Raw genomic sequence first — 20783 nt, forward strand, 5'->3', positions numbered from 1 at the left:
ATGCGCGGGTTTCGACCGCCCTACAATGCACGCCGGGCAATTCAGTCATTCCCTACGCGTCATGGCGCGCAAGCCTTCAGACGTTTCCTTCAGGGCTGCAAGATTCAGCTTGCGGAAAACCGTGGTCCGAACAGGATCACACTCGCCCCGATCACACACAGCGCAACCCCGATCCAGTCCGAACCCAGCGGGCGGATGCGCTCAACCACCGCCAGCCAGCCAATCGAAGCAATGATGTAGATGCCACCGTAAGCGGCGTAGGCGCGACCGGCGTAGGTCGCTTCGACGCGCGTCAACAACAGCGCAAACAGGGTCAGGCTGATCAACGCCGGGATCACCCACAAGGCACTCTTGCCCTGGCGCAGCCACATCCAGAACGCGAAACAGCCGGCGATTTCGAACAGCGCGGCGAGGAAAAACCACAGGTAATTGAGCATGCAAGACATCTCGTCAGGGTGACTGTTGCGGCCACCCTAACGATGCGACGAACCCCGGGCAAGTTCAGCCGTTGTTCTGCTTGGCCTTGGCGCGCATCTTTTCAGCCATCGCGGTCATTTCGTTGTACAGCAATTGCGGATTCTTCTGTTTGAGCGCCCAGGCCATGCGCCCTTGTTCGTGGGGCAGGATCATGAACTCGCCGGCTGCGACTTGCTGGTAGATGTAGTCGGCAATATCGCTGGCGGTGATGGGCGAACTTTCCAGCAACTTGCCGACCTGGGCTTTCATCGCCGGCGTCGGGCCACGGAAAGAATCCAGCAGATTGGTCTGGAAGAACGACGGGCACACCACATGAACCCCGACTTCCTGTTGGGCCAGTTCGATCAGCAGGCTTTCTGAAAGCGCCACCACTCCAGCCTTGGCAACGTTGTAGTTGCTCATCGCAGGGCCCTGCATCAGCGCGGCCATAGAGGCGATGTTGATGATCTTACCCTTGCTCTGTTCCAGCAGCGGCAGGAACGCCTTGCAGCCCTTGACCACACCCATCAGGTTGATCGCGATCTGCCAGTCCCAGTCCTCCAGCGACAGCTCGCTGAAGAAACCACCCGAGGCCACACCGGCGTTGTTGACGATAATGTCGATGCCGCCAAGTTTCACTTCGCAGGCCTGGGCAAATGCGGTGAGCTGGCTGTAATCGCGTACGTCGCAGCGCTGGATGAAGCCGTCGCCGCCGGCCTCGCGAACCAGTTTCAAGGTCTCTTGCAAGCCGGGCTCGCTGACGTCGGACAAGGCCAGTTGCCAGCCTTCACGCGCCCAGCGCAGCGCGATTTCGCGACCCAGGCCTGAGCCCGCGCCAGTGATCATCATGCGATTTTGCATAGCAGACAGCCTTGTTGTTCCGGGGAAGATGCGCGGAGTGTAGCGAAGGATCCGCAGCGACCCACGCTCCATCAGATTGCTGAATGGCGAGGGCAAACCGCGACAGCAAACGAAATAAGCACGCGAGCCAAATACCTTAAAAAAACATTGAATTTTCTTTCATGCGCACCAGTCGGAATTTGTAAGCCGTCTGGATTTAGTTCAACTTCCAGCCGCCCTTGAACACCAAGACTTCACAGACACTATCAACAAGGAAATAGACATGGGCACAATTCTAATCATTATCCTGATCCTGTTGCTGATCGGTGGTCTGCCGGTCTTCCCGCACTCCAGAAGTTGGGGTTATGGCCCTTCGGGCATTATCGGTGTGGTGCTGGTAGTACTGTTGGTGCTGTTGTTACTCGGTCGGATATGACTGTTTGACCGACAAAAAAAAGAGGCCCTTCAAGGGCCTCTTTTTTATTGCACCGAATGATCAGTCCGGCTTGCCGTTAATCACACCGGCGGTGTTATCCATCAGGCTCTTGGTGGCGGTTTGCAGGAACGCTTCGAGCTTGAGTTTCAGCTCGGCAGTGCGCGGCGCGTCCGGGATGATTTCAGCAGAAGGATTCGCGCCCAGTTGGTACTGGTAGATCTTCGGCGCCATTTCCTTCTCTTTCGGCAGCACCAGGATCTGGTCGGCGGTGACGATGGCGGTGGTCTGCTCGCTGCCCGACGGCTTGATCACACCGAAACCGGTGTCACCCTGCGGCAGGTTCAGCAGATCGCGGCCCCAGCACTGATGGCGCACTTCGCCACCGAGGCGACCCATGATGGTCGGCACGATGTCGATCTGGGTGCCCACGGTGTGGTCACGGGTACCGAATTTTTCCTGGATGCCCGGTGCGATCATCAGCATTGGTACGTTGAAGCGGCCCAGGTCCATTTCGGTGATCTGACGCTCGTTGCCGAAACCGTGGTCGCCGACGATGACGAACAGGGTTTCCTTGAAGTACGGCTCCTTGCGGGCCTTCTCGAAGAACTGGCCCAGCGCCCAGTCCGCATAACGCATCGCGGTCAGGTGCTCGTTGAGCGTGCCACGGTCAGTGACACGCTCGACCGGCAACGGCGTCGGCAAGGCGTACGGCGTGTGGTTGGACAGGGTCTGCAGCAGCGCGTAGAACGGTTTGCCGTTTTCCCGCGCCTTGAGCTCCACCAGACCACGGTCGAACATGTCCTGGTCGGACACGCCCCAGGTCGGATCGGAGAACACCGGGTTCACGAAGTCGTTACGGCCGACGAAGTTGGTCATGCCCTGGTTACTGAAGAAACCAGACTGGTTATCCCAGGCAAAGTCGCCGTTGTAGACGTACACGTCGTCATAGTCACGAGCGCTGAGCAACTGCGGCAGGCCGGACAGTTTGTGGCTGCCTTCCGGAGTCTGCATCAGGTATTCGAAACCCGGCAGGTTCGGGAAGCACGCCATGGTGGCGAACATGCCCTGGTGGGTGTGGGTGCCGTTGGAGAAGAAACGGTCGAACAGCAGGCCTTCCTTCGACAGCTTGTCGAGGTACGGCGTGATGTTGCCCGGCGCGCCCAGAGCACCAACCGAGTGACCGGCCATGCTTTCCATCAGGATCACGACGACGTTCTTGATCGGCAGGGTCTTGTCGGCAGGCGGCGTGTATTCACGACGCACGGCGGCAATATCGGCATCCACCAGTTTGTCGTCCGGCATCACCAGCATCTCGCGAACCACTTTCTGCGCCTGATCCTGCGGCAGCGTGGCTTTCCAGATGTTGTCGCGATCCTCGCCCATCCGGTCCTTGGCCGCCGCGATCAGCGACAGCGTGCCGTTGAGGCCGAGCTGGTTGGCGAAGTTGGAATCGGTGGTGTACACGTCACCCCAGCGCAGCGGCGGGCCTTGGCGCAGGGTGCCGCGAGCGGCGACCACGCAGATCAGCAGGCAAACCACGAACACCGCCAGACGCGCATACCATGGCGCCACTTGACGGGTGCCGACGTTGCCACCGCTGAACGGGCCACGCGGACGGGTCAGACGGTCGGCGCCCTTGAACGCCAAGGTCAGGATCAGCGTGCCCACGGCCCACGCCAGCAGATAGCGCACCACCGGGAAACCGTACCAGAGCATGCTCATCACAGTTTTCGGGTCTTCCTTCACGTACTGGAACACCAGGCCGTTGAGGCGCTGGTGGAACTCGCGATAGAAGTCCATCTCCATCAGGCCGAGGAACAGCGCGATGCTCGACGCGACGGTCAGCCACAGACGGAAGAACCCGCGCGCCGCCATGGCCCGGGCACTGAACAGCGCCAGCACCAGCGGAATGCACAGATACACCACCAGGCGAATATCGAAGCGCAGGCCGTTGGCGAAGGCTTCGAGGAAGGTCGAGGCCGGGGTGTCGAGGATCATCTCGCGGTTGTAGACCAGCAGCGCGAGGCGCAGCACGGAAAACATCACCATCATGACCAGCGCGCACAGGAGCGTGTAGGCCAGATGCGATTTGACGGTCGGTTGCAGCAGGCGACTGGATGATCGCTGCTGACTCAGGGCGTCCGGGTTTGCCATGTCGTTTTAGGACCCATTGGAAGTTGAAGTTGCAAAAATTCAGCTGCGCCCTGCCCTCTGTTGGCCATTCCAGGCCCCGGGGCTTGCGCGGAGCGCAAATGTTGCACGATCACCGGCGGCATTGCCATTGATTAGTGCCCGTTGCCGGACGCTTTCATTCAAGGCACAGCGCACCGTGACAGGTGTAAACAGCGCGGGCGAATTGTCTTGGAGACTTTGTGAAAATTTCGTCCAACGCATATCTGGAAACACAATAAACCTGAAAACAAAACGCCCCGAGTTCTTCGGGGCGTTTATAGATGAACGCGACAGTTACTTCTCGGCGCGTTCTTTCAAGGCTTTCAGGGTGTTGAACGGTGCGTCGACCACAAACTTGTTGGCAATCATCGACGGCACGCTGCCGCCTGGCTCGGTGTGAACCTGATAGGTCACTTCAACCTGATCACCCTTTGGTACGAACTTCCAGAAGCCTTTGACCTGCGCGACCCGCACAAAGCCTTTTTCTTCAGGCAGGTACTTCGGCACGCCTTCGAGATTACGGGTCAGGCTGCCATCGGCGCCTTCAACAGTGGTGACGTGCAGGATCGAATCGCGCGGAGTCACCGGCCATGGCGTGTTGAATTGGGTGTAGGTCCAGCTCTGATCGCCTTCGTGCTTGAGCAGTTTCTGGGTCTTGCACTCGTGAATCCACGCGCAGGCACCGGAGACGTCTTCCTGCAAGGCGCGCAGTTTGGCGATGGTGGTCTTCATCACGGTCACGCCCTGATAAGACTTGTAGTCCGAACCCGGCACTTCGCTCAGGGAGACCTTGATGCCGTCCTCGTTCTTGGCGACTTTCCAGTCTTCAGCCTGGGCGGCCGAGGTGGCCAGCACGGCGGTCAAACCACACAACACAGCGATACGATGCAGCGAACCCATAGTCTTATTCCTTATTGTTGAAGTTCCGTTCGTTTGACACATCACGCCGCCGTCATCTGCTCCCACCAGCCGAGCAGTCTGATCGCGTCTTCCTGGCTGCTGCCGCAGACTTCGGGATCGGCCTTGAATCCTGAACAGACCGCCGGACGTTCCGGTCGACCGAAAATGTTGCACAGGTTATCGACCGACAACTGAACGCAGCGTTCACCGGCAGGTTTGCCATCGGGCATGCCTGGAATCGGCGAACTGATGGAAGGGGCAATGCAGCAGGCGCCACAGCCTTCACGGCATTTCATGACGACGCGTTCCTCGCAGCGGGCAATGTGTTAAAGGGACGCGGAACAGGGTAACCGCTTAAACGGCTGTTTTAAATTCCCTGAACCGGGGTTTTTACGCAGAAACGAAAGTGACTGACCAGTCTCCGACAAAGCGTCTGGTTAGCGGGTCACCCATGAGATGAAATTTATTGCTTGAACTCGAAATCCAGCGCTGCGCCCTCAACGTCACGCCGTTCTTCGTTACGCAGCTGCAACTGCATTTCGTTGCTGAGCAAACGGCCGTTGAGCTGAAATCCGGTGTTTTTGTCGCCGAACATCTGCGGCAGGATTGGTTCGCGCTTGGGCAGCGTCACGGAGCCGGGTGGCTTCAGTTCCTGAACCATATCTTTGGGCAGGCTCAAATCGAGCTTCGCGGACGGCAACGGCGTCTTCACCACTTCTTTTGCCGACTTCGACTTGGAGGCAACCGGCGCACGCTTCTTGGCGGGAGCAGCCTTTTTCTGCGGTGTTTTTTTCGCTGGAACGGTTTTCTTGGCCGTGGCCGTTTTTTTCGCGGTGGCAGTAGCCGGCGTCTTTTCCTGAGCCGCGGCCGCCATGGCGCCAGGCACATGACCCATCATCAGCAGGCAGAGCACAACCCAGACGGCAGAAAATTTCGCTTTCATGAACCCAACGAAGCTAACGGCAGAGGGCCATATGCTCGCCTGTTGGACGTCACATGACAAGCTCCGCCATTGTTTCAAAATCCGCCGGTCATCTCCTGGCAGAGCTGTGTTGCCAGCATTCCGAGGGTCATCAGCGCCCGTTCCGCCTCGCGATTCCAAGGGATGCCGCAGTTCAACCGGATACAGTGGTTGAACTGTTCGGTATTGCTGAAGATCAGGCCCGGCGCAATGCTGATGCCCTGTTGCAGCGCCCGCACGTGCAATTCCTGGGTGTTGACCCGCCCCGGCAGACTGACCCACAGAATGAATCCGCCGGTGGGCCGGGTCATCTGTGTGCCTTCGGGAAAGTACTGCTGAACCGCTAGCTGAAACGCGCTGAGATTTTTTCGGTATTCCTGGCGGATGTACCGTAAATGCCGGTCATAGCCACCATTTTCCAGGTACGCCGCGATGGCCATTTGCGTGACGCTGCACGCCGAATGAGTGCTGAAGGTCTGCAAGCGCTGGATTTCCTGCTGGTACTTGCCGGCGATCATCCAGCCGATGCGCACACCGGGCGATAACGTCTTGGAAAAACTCGAGCAGTAGATCACCCGGTCGAGCCGGTCGTAGGCCTTGAGCGACTTGGTGCGACCCTGTTCGAACATCAACTCGCCATAGATGTCGTCTTCGACGATCTGGATGTCGAAGTCCGAGGCCAGTCTCAGCAGTTGTTTCTGCCGCTCTTCGGGCATGGTGCCGCCGAGTGGATTACTCAGGCGAGTGGTCAGTACCAGCGCCTTGATCGACCATTGGTTGGCCGCCAGTTGCAGGGCTTCGAGGCTCATGCCGGTGGCGGGATCGCTGGGGATCTCGATGACTTTCAGGCCCAGCAGATCCGCCAGTTGCAGCAAACCGTAATAGGTGGGTGATTCGGCGGCGATCAGGTCGCCGGGGCGGGTCAGCACTCGCAAGGACATCTGCAACGCATCGACACAGCCGTGGGTGATCACCACTTCCGAAGGGTCGACCACCACGCCTGCATCGCGCATACGAATCGCCACCTGCCGGCGCAACGGCTCGAAACCGGGGCTGAACATGTAACTGAATGCCCGTGGGCTGTGAAAGCGGGTGACCTTGGCCAGCTGCTGATGCAGGGCGCGCACCGGCAGGTAATCGACGCTCGGCACCGCCGCACCCAGTGGGAACACGCCTTCACGACGGGATTCGACCAATACTTGCTGAATAATGCTGCTGCGGGTGACCAGGCCGGGCCGCTCGACCCGGGCAATGTCCGGCGTGGGCGCCGTCAGTGCGGGAGTCTGGTGTACGTAGTAACCGGACTGCGGCCGCGCGCGGATCAGGCCCTGATCCTCGAGGTTTGCGTAAGCCTGCAACACGGTGGCATGGCTGACGTTGAGCTGCGAACTCATCTTGCGCACCGAAGGCACGCGCTCGCCCGGTTGATAGACGCCACGGCGGATATCTTCGGCCAGCTGTTGAGCAATACGTTGGTAGAGCAAGAGATTGGTCATGACGCAGCACTCGATTTCACGGGCGTTTTATTCTTGTGTGAAACAATACCGGAACAGTTTGGAAGTGTACTGGGACAGTTGCCATATTAGTCAACCATACAGTGCTGTGTCGGTTAAATCTGTACTGCTTTGTGAGGTAATCGACAGACGTAAAAAAGCCCGGTGCTGCATGACAGCCCGGGCTTTCCAGTAACGCCACCCTCAGCGGGCGGCGCCGAGCTGGCCTTTTTCGTCGGAGAACACGATTTCCACCCGACGGTTCTGCGCACGCCCGCGCTCGGAAGCGTTGGCGTCCACCGGGTATTCGTCGCCGTAGCCTTCGACCTGAATGCGTTTTTCGTCGATGCCCAGGTCCGTCAGCACGTCCGCTACCGACTGCGCGCGATCGCGGGACAGCTTGAGGTTTTCCTGCTTGCCGCCGGTGCTGTCGGTGTACCCCTCGATGCGCACGATGCGTTTCGGGTTGAGTTGCAGGAACTGCACGATCTTCAGCACCACGCGGTTGGCCGAATTTTTCAGTTCGGCTTCACCGGTATCGAACAGTACGTCACCCAAGGTCATCACCAGACCACGATCGGTCTGGGTGGTGGCCAGCGCAACGATCTGTTCTTCCAGCCATTTGCCCTGCTGTTGCACGCTCAGCAGTTTGGACTCGCGCAGGGCCAGCTGCAGGCGCTGGCGCTCAAGTTCCAGCTTCGCTGCACGCTCTTCGTTGAGTACCTGGTTAGTGTGCTCACGGGCGATTTCGCTGTAGCGCTGACTCAGGTAGGCGTAATGCACCACGTCCGAGCCACTGCCCCAGTACGTCGACAGACGATCGGCACGAGCCAGGGACTCACCGGCGCGGATCACGTCTTTCGGCGCGATACGCAGCACGTTGGAATCTTCCTTGACCTTCTGGAAGTCGGTGCTGGCCTGCTGCAATGCGGATTCGCTGTGCTGACCGGCGCAGCCGTAGAGGCTGGCGCAACTGGCGAGGATCAGAGCGCCGAGGGCGTTGGACTTCAGGCTCATTGGGCATCCCCCAGTTGCTTGCGCAGTCGGACGATGCGGGTATTGAGCACGTTCACTTGCTCTTCGCTCTTCTGGGTCAGCACTTTGGCTTCCGCCAGACGTGCGTCGAGTTCAGCCTGTTCGAATCGCATCCGCGCATTCTTGTAGGACTCACCCGCCATGCTGCCTTTGGCCCGGTTGAACTTGTCTTCTGCCAGTTTCATTTCCGGCACGTCTTCAGCGGTGGCGCCCACGGCTTTGGCTTGCTCCAGGGCCTGCTCTGTCAGGCGCATTTGTTCGTTGGGTGCCGGATCGCTGGCGCAACCGGCCAGGGCCAGAACGGCCATGGCCGCGAAAAGAAGTCGATTACTCACTAAGAATCCCTACTGTTTTGGGGCGCTGACAGGTTGTTGCGGCGGCTGTTGCTGCTGCGCCTTCCAGCGCTCGATGTTGCGTTGCAGCGCGGCTTCCGTCAGGCCGGACGCGGGCAATTCTGTCATCTTTTTGGCCAGCTGTCCGCGCAACCACGGATCGTTGCAGGCCGAGTTGTGCGAAACCGCGAGGAACAGACCGGGCCGGTCGATGGGTTGTTCAAAAGCCAGCAGATCATTGGCCATGCCCAGTGCCTGCGCGGCCGCCATGCCCGAGTAGCGACCGGCGAGTACATATTCCACCTCGCCCAGCAGAAGTTTCTGAAACGCCTGGGTCAGGTTTGCCGTACGGGTCAGGGTCAATTGCTGCTCGGCGAAAGTACCGAATGCCGGGGTCATTCGAGACTTTTCCGACAAGCCGCCGGTATGCCCGTGCAGGTCCTTGGCTTCGGTGTAGACCAGGGTCGAGCCCTTGCGCATCCACACCAGGTAATCGTTTTCCAGCAACGGCGGGTGAATGTAGTCGAGGTTTTCCAGCTCGTTGAAGGTCAGCGGCGCGTCGGCCAGCATGTCCATTCGCCCGCTGCGCACTTCGTCGAGGGCCTGGGAACGCTTGCCGGCGTACAACAGATCGACTTTGATCCCCAGTTCTTTCGCCACCTGTTGCAACAGGTCGGCGCTGGCACCGATCAGTTGTTTGGGGTTCTGCGGATCCTGCCAGAGGTACGGCGGTGCATCCGGGCTGCCGGTGACGACCAGCCGTTCGCACTTGCCCGCCGCCACCGACAGGCCCGGCAACAATGCCAGCCCCAGCAACCACGAGCAGTCCAACCGACGATGCAGATCCATGGCGAAACGCTCCCACTCAAATCCGAGACAAAAAAAAGCCCGACCAAAAGGTCGGGCTCTTTATAAGTGAAGCTGCCGGATTAGACCAGCTTCTCCAGCTCAGGTACGGCTTCGAACAGATCCGCCACCAGGCCGTAATCGGCCACCTGGAAGATCGGCGCTTCTTCGTCCTTGTTGATCGCAACGATCACTTTGGAGTCTTTCATGCCGGCCAGGTGCTGGATCGCGCCGGAGATACCGACGGCGATGTACAGCTGAGGTGCAACGATTTTGCCGGTCTGACCGACCTGCATGTCGTTCGGTACGAAACCTGCGTCGACCGCGGCGCGGGAAGCACCAACAGCAGCGCCCAGCTTGTCGGCCAGGGCGTACAGGTGTTTGAAGTTGTCGCCGTTCTGCATGCCGCGGCCGCCGGAAACGACGATCTTGGCAGCGGTCAGCTCAGGACGATCGGACTTGGCCAGTTCTTCGCTGACGAAGCTGGAAGTGCCGGCGTTGTGAGCAGCGGCAACCGATTCAACGGCAGCCGAACCGCCTTCAGCGGCAACCGGGTCGAAACCGGTGGCACGCACGGTGATCACTTTGATCGCAGCGGTCGATTGCACGGTAGCGATGGCGTTACCGGCGTAGATCGGACGCTTGAAGGTGTCAGCGCTTTCTACCGAGATGATCTCGGAGATCTGGTCAACGTCCAGCTGGGCGGCAACGCGTGGCAGGATGTTTTTACCGTTGGAAGTGGCGGCAGCCAGGATGTGGCTGTAACCAGCGCCCAGTTCTGCTACCAGAGGAGCAACGTTTTCCGGCAGCTGATGCGCGTAGGCAGCATTGTCAGCGTTCAGGACTTTGCTCACGCCAGCGATCTTCGCGGCGGCTTCAGCCACGGCGCCAGCGCCCTGGCCTGCAACCAGAACGTGGATGTCGCCGCCGATTTTGGCAGCGGCAGCCACGGTGTTCAGGGTGGCCGGAGCCAGCACCTTGTTGTCGTGTTCGGCGATTACCAAGATAGTCATGATCAGATTACCTTCGCTTCGTTTTTCAGTTTCTCGACCAGTTCAGCCACCGACTTGACCTTGATGCCCGCGCTGCGTGCAGCCGGCGCTTCGACTTTCAGGGTCTTGTTGGTGGAGGCGGTGGAAACGCCCAAAGCGTCCGGAGTCAGCGTCTCGAGAGGCTTCTTCTTGGCTTTCATGATGTTTGGCAGGGACGCGTAGCGCGGCTCGTTCAAACGCAGGTCGGTGGTGACGATCGCTGGCAGTTTCAGGGAAACGGTCTGCGCGCCGCCGTCGATTTCGCGGGTCACGGCAACGCTGTCGCCGGAGACTTCGACTTTCGAGGCGAAAGTGCCCTGACCGTAGCCGCTCAGTGCAGCAAGCATCTGGCCGGTCTGGTTGTTGTCGCTGTCGATGGCCTGTTTGCCCAGGATCACCAGCTGAGGCTGTTCCTTGTCGACCACGGCCTTGAGCAGCTTGGCCACGGCCAGGGAAGTCAGGTCTTCAGCGGATTCGACGAGGATGGCGCGGTCGGCACCCAGAGCCAGTGCGGTACGCAGCTGTTCCTGAGCGGTGGACGGGCCGATGGAGACGACGACGATTTCAGTCGCAACGCCTTTTTCTTTCAGGCGTACGGCTTCTTCCACTGCGATTTCGCAGAACGGGTTCATCGACATCTTGACGTTGGCGAGGTCTACGCCGGAATTGTCCGCCTTGACGCGAACCTTGACGTTGTAATCCACAACGCGTTTGACAGCTACAAGAACCTTCATGGATTCCTCGTTACTCTCCGGTGAAAAGAAAGTCGCCTAGGCGAACCTGGCGGTTGATGCTCATCGGGCACAAGGGCACCTCTAAAAACGCCGGCTGAGCGCGATGACCGTTCGTCAGTCGTGACCGACGAGTCATGCCGCTTCGCGGTGTGTAAACTGCGCGCCGAACCTGCGCTGCGCATCACCGGTTACCGCCTACGCCCTGTCTTTAGAGGTGCTCTTGAAACCACCATTCAGCCTACGGCGAACGCAAAACCGCCCGTATCTTGACCGGAACGCCCATTCTGGTCAATACGCCAAAATGCCCTGACATAAGCCGCGCTTCTTTGATTTCTCTGGGCTGGAGCCGATTCAAACAAACGTTTGTATTGGACGCTAAGAGTGGTGTAGATATAATGCGCCGCCTAGAGAGAAAGGTGGTTTGCCCATTATTAGCCTTGACGTTAACGTAAAGGCAATAACGGATACGACACCGAACCTCCAAATTAGAAAAAAAACTGTTGAGCCTTGAGTAGGAGATAGCCTGTGGAACGCGAATACATGGAATTCGACGTGGTCATCGTCGGTGCCGGCCCCGCTGGCCTGTCCGCCGCCTGCCGTCTGAAGCAGAAGGCCGCCGAAGCCGGTAAGGAAATCAGCGTCTGCGTGGTCGAAAAAGGCTCCGAAGTCGGCGCACACATCCTGTCCGGTGCCGTATTCGAACCACGGGCCCTGAACGAACTGTTCCCGGACTGGAAAGAACTCGGCGCTCCGCTGAACACGCCTGTCACCCGCGATGACATTTTCGTGCTGAAAAACGCCGAAAGCGCGCAAAAAATTCCTGACTTCTTTGTGCCCAAGACCATGCACAACGAAGGCAACTACATTATCTCCCTCGGCAACCTGTGCCGCTGGCTCGCTCAGCAGGCCGAAAACCTGGGCGTGGAAATCTACCCGGGCTTCGCCGCTCAGGAAGCGCTGATCGACGAAAACGGCGTGGTGCGCGGGATCATCACCGGCGACCTCGGCGTCGACCGCGAAGGTCATCCGAAAGAAGGCCTGTACACCCCGGGCATGGAATTGCGTGGCAAATACACGCTGTTCGCCGAAGGCTGCCGTGGCCACATCGGCAAGCAACTGATCAAGCGCTACAACCTCGACAGCGACGCCGACGCCCAGCACTACGGTATCGGCCTGAAAGAAATCTGGGAAATCGACCCGGCCAAACACCAGCCAGGCCTGGTGGTGCACACCGCCGGTTGGCCGATGGACATCATGGGCACCGAGAACACCGGCGGTTCTTTCCTTTATCACCTGGAAAATAACCAGGTTGTAGTCGGCCTGATCGTCGATCTGTCCTACAGCAACACCTACCTGTCGCCGTTCGACGAATTCCAGCGCCTCAAGCATCACCCGGTACTGAAGCAGTATCTGGAAGGCGGCAAGCGCATCAGCTACGGCGCACGTGCAATCTGCAAAGGCGGCCTGAACTCGCTGCCGAAAATGGTCTTCAAGGGCGGCGCGCTGATCGGTTGCGATCTCGGCACCCTGAACTTCGCCAAGATCAAAGGCAGCCACACCGCGATGAAGTCCGGCATGCTCGCCGCTGAATCCGTGGCCGACGCGCTGTTCGCTGAAAAGGACGGCACCGAAGAGCTGACCACCTACGTCGACGCGTTCAAGAAGAGCTGGCTCTACGAAGAACTGTTCGCCAGCCGCAACTTCGGCCCGGCGATCCACAAGTTCGGCGCCATCGTCGGCGGCGGTTTCAACTGGCTGGACCAGAACATCTTCGGCGGCAAACTGCCGTTCACCCTGCACGACACCAAGCCGGACTACGCCTGCCTCAAACTCGCGGCCGACTGCAAGAAGATCGACTACCCGAAACCCGACGGCAAGATCAGCTTCGACAAGCTGAGCTCGGTGTTCATCTCCGGTACCAACCATGAAGAAGAACAGCCGTGCCACCTGAAACTGACCGACCCGACCATCCCGCTGAGCAAGAACCTGCCGCTGTACGACGAGCCGGCACAGCGCTACTGCCCGGCCGGCGTGTATGAAGTGATCACCAAGGAAGACGGCGAGAAGCGTTTCCAGATCAACGCCCAGAACTGCGTGCACTGCAAGACCTGTGACATCAAGGACCCTTCGCAGAACATCACCTGGGTGACGCCGGAAGGCGCCGGCGGCCCAACCTACCCGAACATGTAAGTCCACCCGCTGAACATCAAGGCTCCCGAAACGGGGGCCTTTTTGTTGCCCGCGATTTGTCGGGAATCAAGCCGCGCGCTCATCCCCCGGACTGCGCTCGAAATAACGTTTGTACTCGCGACTGAACTGCGACGTGCTCTGATACCCCACCCGATGCGCCACCTGCGCCACTCCCAGCCCCTCGGCGATCAACAACGTCTGCGCCTTCAACAAACGTAAACGCTTCAGATACTGCACCGGCGACAGCAACGTGCTGCGTTTGAAATGCTCATGAAAGGTCGACACGCTCATGTTCGCGCAACTGGCCAATGTCTCGACGTTCAACGGTTCGGTGTAGTGCGAGTGCAAATGACTGATCGAAGCCGCCACCCGCGCGAACTGCCCCTGCTGCTCTACCAATGCTCGCAACACATCAGCCTGAGGTCCGCGCAACGCCACGAACAATAACTCGCGCACCCGCGCCGGTCCGAGAATCTGGCATTCCAGCGGATCGTGCAGACAGCGCAGCAGGCGTTCGACACAACCGCGCATGTCATCGTCGAGCACCACCGAAGTCATCGACTCCGGTGTCTGCGCCGGGATATGCCGCCCCGGCGCCAGCCCCATGGCCAGCACCAGTTCACCGAGCAGCACCCGGTCGATCGCCACCGACACGCCGAGCAACGGCGCGTCCGGCAACGCATAGGTCTCGCACTCGAACGGCACCGGCAACGCCTGGATCAGGTAGTGCCCGGCGCCGTACTCCATGGTGCGCGGCCCCAGATACGCCAGTTTGCTGCCCTGAGCGATGATCATCAGGCTCGGTTCATAAATGTGCGGGCCACGGGCGACGTCGCAACTGGCGCGCAACACCTGCACGCCCGGCAGCCCGGTCTGGCTGTAACCATCGCGCAGCGCCAGCGGTTCGATCAGCGAAACCAGGGTGGCGTTGGCATCAAGGTGACGGGTCAATTGCATCGGGTGGCTCTTCAGAAAAAATCACGGAAAAAGGGATGAAAGCATCATCGCAGATCCTTTTGCCAATGCGACCGATCAACCCCGCATGCCGGAGGATTAGGCATGACACCCGGAGGAATCGCCATGGCCGGACGACCGGACGGCGCCCAGAATGCGCCGCCTCACTTGTCACTGCTTTTGCGAGGTTTCACATGTACACCGCCATCGGCTATGCCGCTCAAACGGCCACCACGCCCCTCGCCCCGATGAAATTCGAACGCCGCAGCCCTCGCGCCGACGACGTCGCCATCGACATCCTTTACTGCGGCGTCTGCCACTCCGACATCCACCAGGCGCGCAACGAATGGGGCATTGCCGTTTACCCGTTGATGCCCGGCCACGAGATCGTCGGAAAAGTCACCGCTATCGGTGCGAACGTCACCAAACACAAAGTAGGCGATCTGGTCGGTGTCGGCTGCATGGTCGATTCCTGCCGCACCTGCGAAGCCTGCCAGTCGAACCTTGAGCAATACTGCCTCGAAGGCCCGACCATGACCTATGCCACACCCGACCGGGTCGACGGCAGCAACACCATGGGCGGTTACTCGGACAGCATCGTGGTCAGCGAGCACTTCGTGGTGCGCATCCCCGAGAAGCTGGATCTGGCGGCCGCCGCACCGATTCTCTGCGCCGGCATCACCACCTACTCGCCGCTCAAGCATTACGGCGTGAAGGCTGGCGACAAGGTCGGGATTCTCGGCATGGGCGGCCTCGGTCACATGGGCATCAAATTCGCCAAGGCCATGGGCGCTGAGGTGACGCTGTTTACTCGTTCGGCGAGCAAGGCCGAGGAAGGTCGTCGTCAGGGCGCCGATCACGTGATCGTCTCCACCGACGAAGAACAGATGAAAGCCGCAGCCGGTCGTTTCGACTTCCTACTGGATACCATTCCGGTGCAGCACGATCTCAACCCGTACCTCGACACCCTGCGCTTCGACGGCGTGCACATTCTGGTGGGTCTGATCGAACCGATCGATCCGCCGGTCCACGCCGCGAAACTGGTGCTGGGTCGTCGCGTACTGGCCGGCTCGCTGATCGGTGGCGTCGCCGAAACCCAGGAAGTGCTGGATTTCTGCGCCGAGCACAACATCAGCTGCGACATCGAAATGCTCGACATCCGCCAGATCAATGAAGCCTATGCCCGCATGATCGCCGGGGATGTGAAGTATCGCTTCGTGATCGACATGGCGACTCTGAAGCTCTGATACCTCAGACCTTCAAGCCAAGCTCCGCCGAGAGCCGGGCCGTGACCCCTTTGATCAGGGGAATCAGCTCGGCCATTTTTTCCAGCGGCATGTACGGCACGGTGCTGGCGATGCTGATGGCCGCGACGATGCGCTTGCTCGCGTCGCGGATCGGCGCCGCCACGCAGCGGATCGACGGTTCGTTGTCTTCCAGGTCGAACGCGTAGCCGCCGGCCACGTACTCGGTCATCCGCTGCTCCAGCTGCTCCCATGACTGCTGCGGATGCTGTGGCCAGAACTGACTTTTCCCACCCGCCGGCAGGCTGATGTCGTACAGACGCTGCCAATCCTGCGGCGCGTCATCCAGCATCAAGGCCTTGCCGATCCCTGTCCGCGCCAGCGGCATGCGATGGCCGACCCGCGAGCGCATTTCCGGGCCGTTGCGCCCCGGATTCTTCAACAGGTACAGCACCTCGTCGCCTTCACGAATTCCCAGGTGAACGGTGTCGCCGGTCAGCGCCGACAACTCGTCCAGATACGGCCCCGCCAAGGTCACCAGCGGCAACTCTTCGCGCGCCTGAAAACCCAGTTCGATCAGCTTCGGCCCCAGCAGATAACCGACTTGCGGCACGACGCGCAGATAGCGCTCGTCCACCAGACAACTGGCCAGACGATGGGTGGTGCTGCGCGTGGTGCCGATCAGGCGGGCAATCTCTTTGAGATCGCGGGCGCCACTGGCGACGGCTTGCACCACACCCAACCCGCGAAGCAGGGTCTGGGTGCCGGTCGGCGCGGCGTCCTTGGCGGTTTTTGGGGCGTCTTCCTGCATATCCAGCCTTTAGCGTTGAGCGAGGGAACGGGCGGCATTATGGTCGCCCGACAGGGACGACTACAACTCGATGCGCTCGACCTTGCCCACCAGCAGCACGTAGGACAAAGCACCGATCAATGCCAGAACCGCGATGTAGGTGATCGCCGGAGCGAACGAATCGCCACTGGCCAGGAAGCCGATGACAATCGGCGTGGCAATCGCCGACAGGTTGCCGATGAAGTTGAACACCCCGCCGGTCAAGCCCAGTAACCGCGCCGGCGCCAGTGTCGAGACCAGCGACCAGGTGATCGACGCCAGCCCGTTGCCGAAAAACGCCAGCGCCAGGAAGGCAATCACCAACGGCGTCGACTCGACGAAGTTGGCGCCGATGATCGAGGTGGAAATCAGCAGCCCGCCAATGATCGGCAACTTGCGCGCAAACCCGACGGTGCAGCCACGACGGATCAGGAAGTCGGAAAAGAACCCGGAGCACAACACGCCGATGAACGCGGCGAGAAAAGGCAGCGATGCCAGCAGACCGGACTTGATGAAATCCATGCCGCGGTATTTCACCAGGTAGGTCGGGAACCACGTCAGGAAAAACCACAGCGTCGAATTGAGGCAGAACTGGCCGAGGTAGATCCCCCACAACTTGCGTTTGCTCAGGACGATGCCGAGATCGGTCCAGCTGAATTTCGCCTTCACCTTGGCGGTTTCGGCCGCGATATCCACCAGCCCGCCGCCCTCACGGATCAGATTGATTTCCGCTTCGTTGGCGCCTTTGAAATCACGCGGCTCGCGATACACCGCGTACCAGATCGCCGCCCACACGATGCCCACCGCGCCAGTCGCGACAAACACCATGTGCCAGCCAAATTCATGTTGCAGCCACGCCAGCACCGGGGTCAGGAACGCCAGCCCGACAAACTGCCCGGAGGTATAGAAGCCGATGGCCGTGGCCCGTTCACGCTCGGGGAACCAGGTCGTCACTACACGGCTGTTGATCGGATACGCCGGCGCTTCCAGCGCACCGACCGCCATACGCAGCACGAACAGTGCGATGAAACTGGCGGCGAAACCGAGCATCACCGTGGCCAGTGACCACAACAGCAGCGCGACGCTATAAAGGATGCGCGGCGGCACCCGATCCACCAGCCAGCCGCCGGGGATCTGCATGGCGGCGTAGGTCCAGCCGAAGGCGGAAAAGATCAGCCCGACGTGCACCGGGTCGATGCCCAGATCCGTTGTCAGTGCCGGGGCGGCAATCGACAGGTTGCTGCGGTCGAGGTAGTTGATGACCACGGTGATGAACAGCAACACCATGATGAAAAATCGCTTGCGGCTGGGCGTGACTAATGTCGCTTGCCCGGTGAGGGTTTGCGGTTGCATGGAGAGCGCCTCTTCTTATGTTTATTGAGGTCGAGGGTATGCAGATCTCCGCTCCCTGGAGATCTGACTTACTGGATGCGGCAGAAAGTCAGCGACTCACCACTCGGCAAAACTGCCATCGGCATGACGCCAGATCGGGTTGCGCCAGCGGTGGCCGACCGCCGCGCGTTCGATCACGTATTCCTCGTTGATCTCGATGCCCAGGCCCGGGCCGTTGGGGATTTTCACGAAGCCTTTGTCGTAGTCGAACACCCGCGGATCCTTCACATAATCGAGCAGGTCATTGCTCTCGTTGTAATGGATGCCCAGGCTCTGCTCCTGGATAAACGCGTTGTAACAAGCGGCGTCCAGTTGCAGACACGCCGCCAGCGCAATCGGCCCCAGCGGGCAATGCAGCGCCAGCGCCACGTCGTAGGCTTCAGCCATGTTGGCGATTTTGCGGGTTTCGGTGATGCCGCCGGCGTGGGAGGCGTCCGGCTGGATGATGTCGACGTAACCTTCGCTCAATACCCGTTTAAAGTCCCAGCGCGAAAACAGCCGCTCGCCGAGAGCGATCGGGGTGCTGGTCAGCGGCGCCAGTTCTTTCAGCGCTTCGTAGTTTTCACTGAGCACCGGCTCTTCGATGAACATCAGTTTGTACGGGTCGAGTTCCTTCATCAGCACCTTGGCCATGGGTTTGTGCACCCGGCCATGGAAGTCGACACCGATGCCGACGTTCGGCCCCACCGCATCACGCACGGCGGCAACGTTGGCCAGTGCCAGATCAACCTTTTCGAAGGTATCGAGAAATTGCAGCTCTTCGGTGCCATTCATTTTCACCGCAGTGAAACCACGGCCTACCGCCTCTTTCGCAGCACGCGCGGTGTCTGCCGGACGGTCGCCGCCGATCCACGAATACACACGGATCTTGTCCCGCACCTGACCGCCGAGCAGATCGCTGACCGACACGCCCAGCGCCTTGCCCTTGATGTCCCACAACGCCTGGTCGATGCCGGCCAGTGCGCTCATGTGGATCGCGCCGCCCCGGTAGAAGCCGCCGCGATACAGCACAGTCCAGATGTCTTCGATATTGCGTGGGTCTTTGCCGATCAGGTAGTCGGACAATTCCTCAACCGCTGCAGCAACCGTGTGGGCACGGCCCTCGACCACGGGCTCGCCCCAACCGGTCACGCCCTCGTCGGTTTCGACCTTGAGGAAGCACCAGCGCGGCGGGACGATGAAGGTGGTGAGTTTGGTGATTTTCATCTGCTTGTCTCTCTTGTTAGATGCAGCGCACGCAGCGCCGGAAAAGTCTTAGCGAAGGGCTTTCCAGGCCGCCACGTAGGCCCTGGCATTGGCCGCCACTTGCTCAGTCGTCATGCCCGGCTTGAACAGCCCGGACCCGAGGCCGAAGCCTTTGACGCCAGCGTCGATGAACGCCTGCATGTTGTCCGGCGTGATGCCGCCGACCGGCGCCAGAATCGTCCCGACCGGCAACACCGCCAGCCAGGCTTTCACCACCGCAGGGCCCATCTGCTCGGCAGGGAACAGCTTGAGAATATCCGCGCCCTCCTCCAGTGCCGCAAAGGCTTCGGTCGGTGTGGCAACGCCCGGCGACAGATACAGCCCGGCCGCTTTCGCTGCCCGCAACACCTTGGCATCGCTGTGGGGCATGACGATGACCTGGCCGCCGGCTTCCTTCACCAACTCCACCTGTTCCGGCGTCAGCACCGTGCCGGCACCGATCAGGCAATCGGCGGGCAGAGTCTTACGCAGGATGCGAATGCTTTCGTACGGTGCAGGGGAATTGAGCGGTACTTCGATGACGCGAAATCCGGCCGCATACAGGACTTCTCCGACAGCGGCGGCTTCCTGCGGATGCAGGCCGCGCAGGATCGCGATCAGACCGTTTTGCGCCAGTGCTTGCTTGAGCATGTCAGGCCTCCAGTCAGGGTTAACGGGATGAGGAATCGATCAGTCCGGCGGCGAGCGCCAGTTGCCACAGACCACGCTCGGTGGCTTGCTCGGCCAGCGTCACCCGGACAAAACCGCAGGCGTCGAGGGCCCGGCTGTAGCGGGCGCACAATTGCGCGTTGCCGATGAGGATGATCGAAGGAAGATGTGTGCTGTTGCGCCGGCGTCGTTGCACGGCGGCCAATGCTGTCAGCTCGTGGCCGATCAGCAGGCCGGACAGATAGTCCGGTTGCGCGGTAGCGCCGAGTTCACCGGTCAGGCCCAGGCTGCGGGCGCTGAACAGGGTCGACAGCACGCCGATCTCGCCCTCTGCCGACAACGCCACCTGCACACCGCGATCGAATGCCTCGGCGTCGAACGTCGCGCTGTGCTGTTGGGTACGGCCGAGAATGCTGTGTTCGCTGAGCACGGCGAACACTTCGCCGGTCATGAAGGTGTCGAAACGGGTGATGCAGCCGTCGGCCACTTCCACCCATTTCGAATGACTGCCCGGCAGGCCGATCAGCAGATCATTGCCCGCCTCGACCGGCAGATTCTGCAGGACGCCGAGGACCTGGGTTTCCTCGCCGCGCATCACGTTCGGCAGCGTCGAGCGCTGAATCACACCCGGCACGATGTGCACATCGACACCGCGAAGACTGCGAACGGTTTGCAGGGATTTTCCGAGATCGGCCACGTTGGCCGGCGTATCGCGGTAGGACGCTTCGCGCCAGCCCTGGGCGCTGCCGACCATGCCACAGGCTATCACCGGCAAGCCGGGTTGCGCGTCGAGCCAGTCGCCGCACGCCTCGTCGAACGCCAGCTCAAAACCGTCGGCGCATTCACGACCGTTGATGACCCGCGGCGTCTTCGGCAACTGCATAATCCCGAACGACAGCGACCGCTGCGCCAGCACCTGCCCGCCCGCCCCGAGTTTGTAAGCACGTAGTGAGGTCGTCCCCCAATCGAGCGCGATCAATTGCGCCAGCATCGCTTCACCTGTTTTGTTATTGGCAGTGAGTGAGCTGGACTATAGACCTCTCAG

Annotated in this window: 21 protein-coding genes; 3 read left to right on the forward strand and 18 right to left on the reverse strand. The window is 60.3% G+C overall.

Annotated elements, in window-relative coordinates; translation table 11 throughout:
* Window positions 1-104: 104 nt before the first annotated feature.
* A complete protein-coding gene (locus tag AC1Q9F_RS25780) occupies window positions 105-437 on the reverse strand; it encodes a YnfA family protein (RefSeq protein ID WP_007950874.1) in 333 nt (110 codons plus the stop codon).
* Window positions 438-501: 64 nt separating this feature from the next.
* Window positions 502-1317, reverse strand: coding sequence for an SDR family oxidoreductase (locus AC1Q9F_RS25785; protein ID WP_273898529.1), 816 nt, complete (start codon window positions 1315-1317; stop codon window positions 502-504).
* 256 nt (window positions 1318-1573) lie between these two features.
* Here AC1Q9F_RS25785 and AC1Q9F_RS25790 point away from each other — a divergent pair, with 256 nt between their 5' ends.
* Window positions 1574-1732 (forward strand): DUF3309 family protein, encoded by a 159-nt coding sequence (locus tag AC1Q9F_RS25790; protein WP_169432680.1) that lies wholly within the window; start codon window positions 1574-1576, stop codon window positions 1730-1732.
* 60 nt (window positions 1733-1792) lie between these two features.
* On the opposite strand, the gene AC1Q9F_RS25795 is transcribed toward AC1Q9F_RS25790, so the two are convergent.
* The 10 genes from AC1Q9F_RS25795 to AC1Q9F_RS25840 form a co-directional block, all read right to left on the reverse strand.
* A complete protein-coding gene (locus AC1Q9F_RS25795) occupies window positions 1793-3886 on the reverse strand; it encodes an LTA synthase family protein (protein WP_179694131.1) in 2094 nt (697 codons plus the stop codon).
* Window positions 3887-4198: 312 nt separating this feature from the next.
* Entirely contained in the window at window positions 4199-4804 is a 606-nt protein-coding gene (locus AC1Q9F_RS25800; RefSeq protein WP_007950871.1) for an START domain-containing protein, read from the reverse strand.
* A gap of 41 nt (window positions 4805-4845) precedes the next feature.
* Window positions 4846-5100, reverse strand: a complete 255-nt coding sequence (locus AC1Q9F_RS25805) for a YkgJ family cysteine cluster protein (protein ID WP_007950870.1) — start codon at window positions 5098-5100, stop codon at window positions 4846-4848.
* A 167-nt stretch (window positions 5101-5267) separates the two neighbouring features.
* Entirely contained in the window at window positions 5268-5747 is a 480-nt protein-coding gene (locus AC1Q9F_RS25810) for a translation initiation factor 2 (RefSeq protein ID WP_207986248.1), read from the reverse strand.
* Between the two features lie 74 nt (window positions 5748-5821).
* Window positions 5822-7261: an aminotransferase-like domain-containing protein gene (locus AC1Q9F_RS25815; RefSeq protein WP_207983615.1), complete on the reverse strand. Its 1440-nt coding sequence runs from the start codon at window positions 7259-7261 to the stop codon at window positions 5822-5824.
* A gap of 201 nt (window positions 7262-7462) precedes the next feature.
* Window positions 7463-8275: an OmpA family protein gene (locus tag AC1Q9F_RS25820; RefSeq protein WP_492621222.1), complete on the reverse strand. Its 813-nt coding sequence runs from the start codon at window positions 8273-8275 to the stop codon at window positions 7463-7465.
* Window positions 8272-8628: a DUF4398 domain-containing protein gene (locus AC1Q9F_RS25825; RefSeq protein ID WP_170929392.1), complete on the reverse strand. Its 357-nt coding sequence runs from the start codon at window positions 8626-8628 to the stop codon at window positions 8272-8274. Before AC1Q9F_RS25825 ends, AC1Q9F_RS25820 begins: the two co-directional genes overlap by 4 nt.
* 9 nt (window positions 8629-8637) lie before the next feature.
* Complete coding sequence (locus AC1Q9F_RS25830) at window positions 8638-9474, reverse strand: substrate-binding periplasmic protein (protein ID WP_492621223.1); 837 nt, start codon at window positions 9472-9474, stop codon at window positions 8638-8640.
* A gap of 80 nt (window positions 9475-9554) precedes the next feature.
* A complete protein-coding gene (locus AC1Q9F_RS25835; protein ID WP_007950863.1) occupies window positions 9555-10484 on the reverse strand; it encodes an electron transfer flavoprotein subunit alpha/FixB family protein in 930 nt (309 codons plus the stop codon).
* A gap of 2 nt (window positions 10485-10486) precedes the next feature.
* The gene (locus AC1Q9F_RS25840; RefSeq protein ID WP_007950859.1) at window positions 10487-11236 is read right to left on the reverse strand and encodes an electron transfer flavoprotein subunit beta/FixA family protein; all 750 of its coding nucleotides are present in this window, start codon (window positions 11234-11236) and stop codon (window positions 10487-10489) included.
* A 525-nt stretch (window positions 11237-11761) separates the two neighbouring features.
* Here AC1Q9F_RS25840 and AC1Q9F_RS25845 point away from each other — a divergent pair.
* Window positions 11762-13426, forward strand: coding sequence for an electron transfer flavoprotein-ubiquinone oxidoreductase (locus AC1Q9F_RS25845; RefSeq protein WP_007950858.1), 1665 nt, complete (start codon window positions 11762-11764; stop codon window positions 13424-13426).
* Between the two features lie 66 nt (window positions 13427-13492).
* On the opposite strand, the gene AC1Q9F_RS25850 is transcribed toward AC1Q9F_RS25845, so the two are convergent.
* Complete coding sequence (locus AC1Q9F_RS25850) at window positions 13493-14383, reverse strand: AraC family transcriptional regulator (RefSeq protein WP_007950856.1); 891 nt, start codon at window positions 14381-14383, stop codon at window positions 13493-13495.
* Between the two features lie 191 nt (window positions 14384-14574).
* On the opposite strand from AC1Q9F_RS25850, the gene AC1Q9F_RS25855 reads away from it, so the two are divergent.
* Window positions 14575-15627, forward strand: coding sequence for an NAD(P)-dependent alcohol dehydrogenase (locus AC1Q9F_RS25855; RefSeq protein ID WP_249482810.1), 1053 nt, complete (start codon window positions 14575-14577; stop codon window positions 15625-15627).
* A 4-nt stretch (window positions 15628-15631) separates the two neighbouring features.
* Here the strand turns inward: AC1Q9F_RS25855 and AC1Q9F_RS25860 are convergent, their stop codons facing one another.
* The 5 genes from AC1Q9F_RS25860 to AC1Q9F_RS25880 form a co-directional block, all read right to left on the reverse strand.
* The gene (locus AC1Q9F_RS25860) at window positions 15632-16435 is read right to left on the reverse strand and encodes an IclR family transcriptional regulator (RefSeq protein WP_007950852.1); all 804 of its coding nucleotides are present in this window, start codon (window positions 16433-16435) and stop codon (window positions 15632-15634) included.
* A gap of 60 nt (window positions 16436-16495) precedes the next feature.
* Entirely contained in the window at window positions 16496-17806 is a 1311-nt protein-coding gene (locus tag AC1Q9F_RS25865) for an MFS transporter (RefSeq protein ID WP_492621224.1), read from the reverse strand.
* 96 nt (window positions 17807-17902) lie between these two features.
* Window positions 17903-19051 carry a galactonate dehydratase gene (gene dgoD / locus AC1Q9F_RS25870; RefSeq protein WP_007950849.1) on the reverse strand — a complete coding sequence of 383 codons (1149 nt, stop codon included), beginning with the start codon at window positions 19049-19051 and terminating at the stop codon, window positions 17903-17905.
* 48 nt (window positions 19052-19099) lie between these two features.
* Complete coding sequence (locus AC1Q9F_RS25875) at window positions 19100-19720, reverse strand: 2-dehydro-3-deoxy-6-phosphogalactonate aldolase (RefSeq protein ID WP_492621225.1); 621 nt, start codon at window positions 19718-19720, stop codon at window positions 19100-19102.
* Between the two features lie 19 nt (window positions 19721-19739).
* Window positions 19740-20729, reverse strand: a complete 990-nt coding sequence (locus tag AC1Q9F_RS25880) for a 2-dehydro-3-deoxygalactonokinase (protein WP_492621226.1) — start codon at window positions 20727-20729, stop codon at window positions 19740-19742.
* Window positions 20730-20783 lie beyond the last annotated feature (54 nt).

Source organism: Pseudomonas sp. GW823-FHT04A03 (genome assembly GCF_058796615.1).

Bases quoted from the DNA above. Each gene is read 5' to 3' on its own strand.
- AC1Q9F_RS25815 (WP_207983615.1), bottom strand. From the start codon at position 7,261: ATGACCAATCTCTTGCTCTACCAACGTATTGCTCAACAGCTGGCCGAA.
- AC1Q9F_RS25785 (WP_273898529.1), bottom strand. From the start codon at position 1,317: ATGCAAAATCGCATGATGATCACTGGCGCGGGCTCAGGCCTGGGTCGC.
- dgoD (WP_007950849.1), bottom strand. From the start codon at position 19,051: ATGAAAATCACCAAACTCACCACCTTCATCGTCCCGCCGCGCTGGTGC.
- AC1Q9F_RS25855 (WP_249482810.1), top strand. From the start codon at position 14,575: ATGTACACCGCCATCGGCTATGCCGCTCAAACGGCCACCACGCCCCTC.
- AC1Q9F_RS25860 (WP_007950852.1), bottom strand. From the start codon at position 16,435: ATGCAGGAAGACGCCCCAAAAACCGCCAAGGACGCCGCGCCGACCGGC.
- AC1Q9F_RS25835 (WP_007950863.1), bottom strand. From the start codon at position 10,484: ATGACTATCTTGGTAATCGCCGAACACGACAACAAGGTGCTGGCTCCG.
- AC1Q9F_RS25840 (WP_007950859.1), bottom strand. From the start codon at position 11,236: ATGAAGGTTCTTGTAGCTGTCAAACGCGTTGTGGATTACAACGTCAAG.
- AC1Q9F_RS25830 (WP_492621223.1), bottom strand. From the start codon at position 9,474: ATGGATCTGCATCGTCGGTTGGACTGCTCGTGGTTGCTGGGGCTGGCA.
- AC1Q9F_RS25800 (WP_007950871.1), bottom strand. From the start codon at position 4,804: ATGGGTTCGCTGCATCGTATCGCTGTGTTGTGTGGTTTGACCGCCGTG.
- AC1Q9F_RS25865 (WP_492621224.1), bottom strand. From the start codon at position 17,806: ATGCAACCGCAAACCCTCACCGGGCAAGCGACATTAGTCACGCCCAGC.
- AC1Q9F_RS25805 (WP_007950870.1), bottom strand. From the start codon at position 5,100: ATGAAATGCCGTGAAGGCTGTGGCGCCTGCTGCATTGCCCCTTCCATC.
- AC1Q9F_RS25780 (WP_007950874.1), bottom strand. From the start codon at position 437: ATGCTCAATTACCTGTGGTTTTTCCTCGCCGCGCTGTTCGAAATCGCC.
- AC1Q9F_RS25795 (WP_179694131.1), bottom strand. From the start codon at position 3,886: ATGGCAAACCCGGACGCCCTGAGTCAGCAGCGATCATCCAGTCGCCTG.
- AC1Q9F_RS25875 (WP_492621225.1), bottom strand. From the start codon at position 19,720: ATGCTCAAGCAAGCACTGGCGCAAAACGGTCTGATCGCGATCCTGCGC.
- AC1Q9F_RS25880 (WP_492621226.1), bottom strand. From the start codon at position 20,729: ATGCTGGCGCAATTGATCGCGCTCGATTGGGGGACGACCTCACTACGT.
- AC1Q9F_RS25850 (WP_007950856.1), bottom strand. From the start codon at position 14,383: ATGCAATTGACCCGTCACCTTGATGCCAACGCCACCCTGGTTTCGCTG.
- AC1Q9F_RS25810 (WP_207986248.1), bottom strand. From the start codon at position 5,747: ATGAAAGCGAAATTTTCTGCCGTCTGGGTTGTGCTCTGCCTGCTGATG.
- AC1Q9F_RS25820 (WP_492621222.1), bottom strand. From the start codon at position 8,275: ATGAGCCTGAAGTCCAACGCCCTCGGCGCTCTGATCCTCGCCAGTTGC.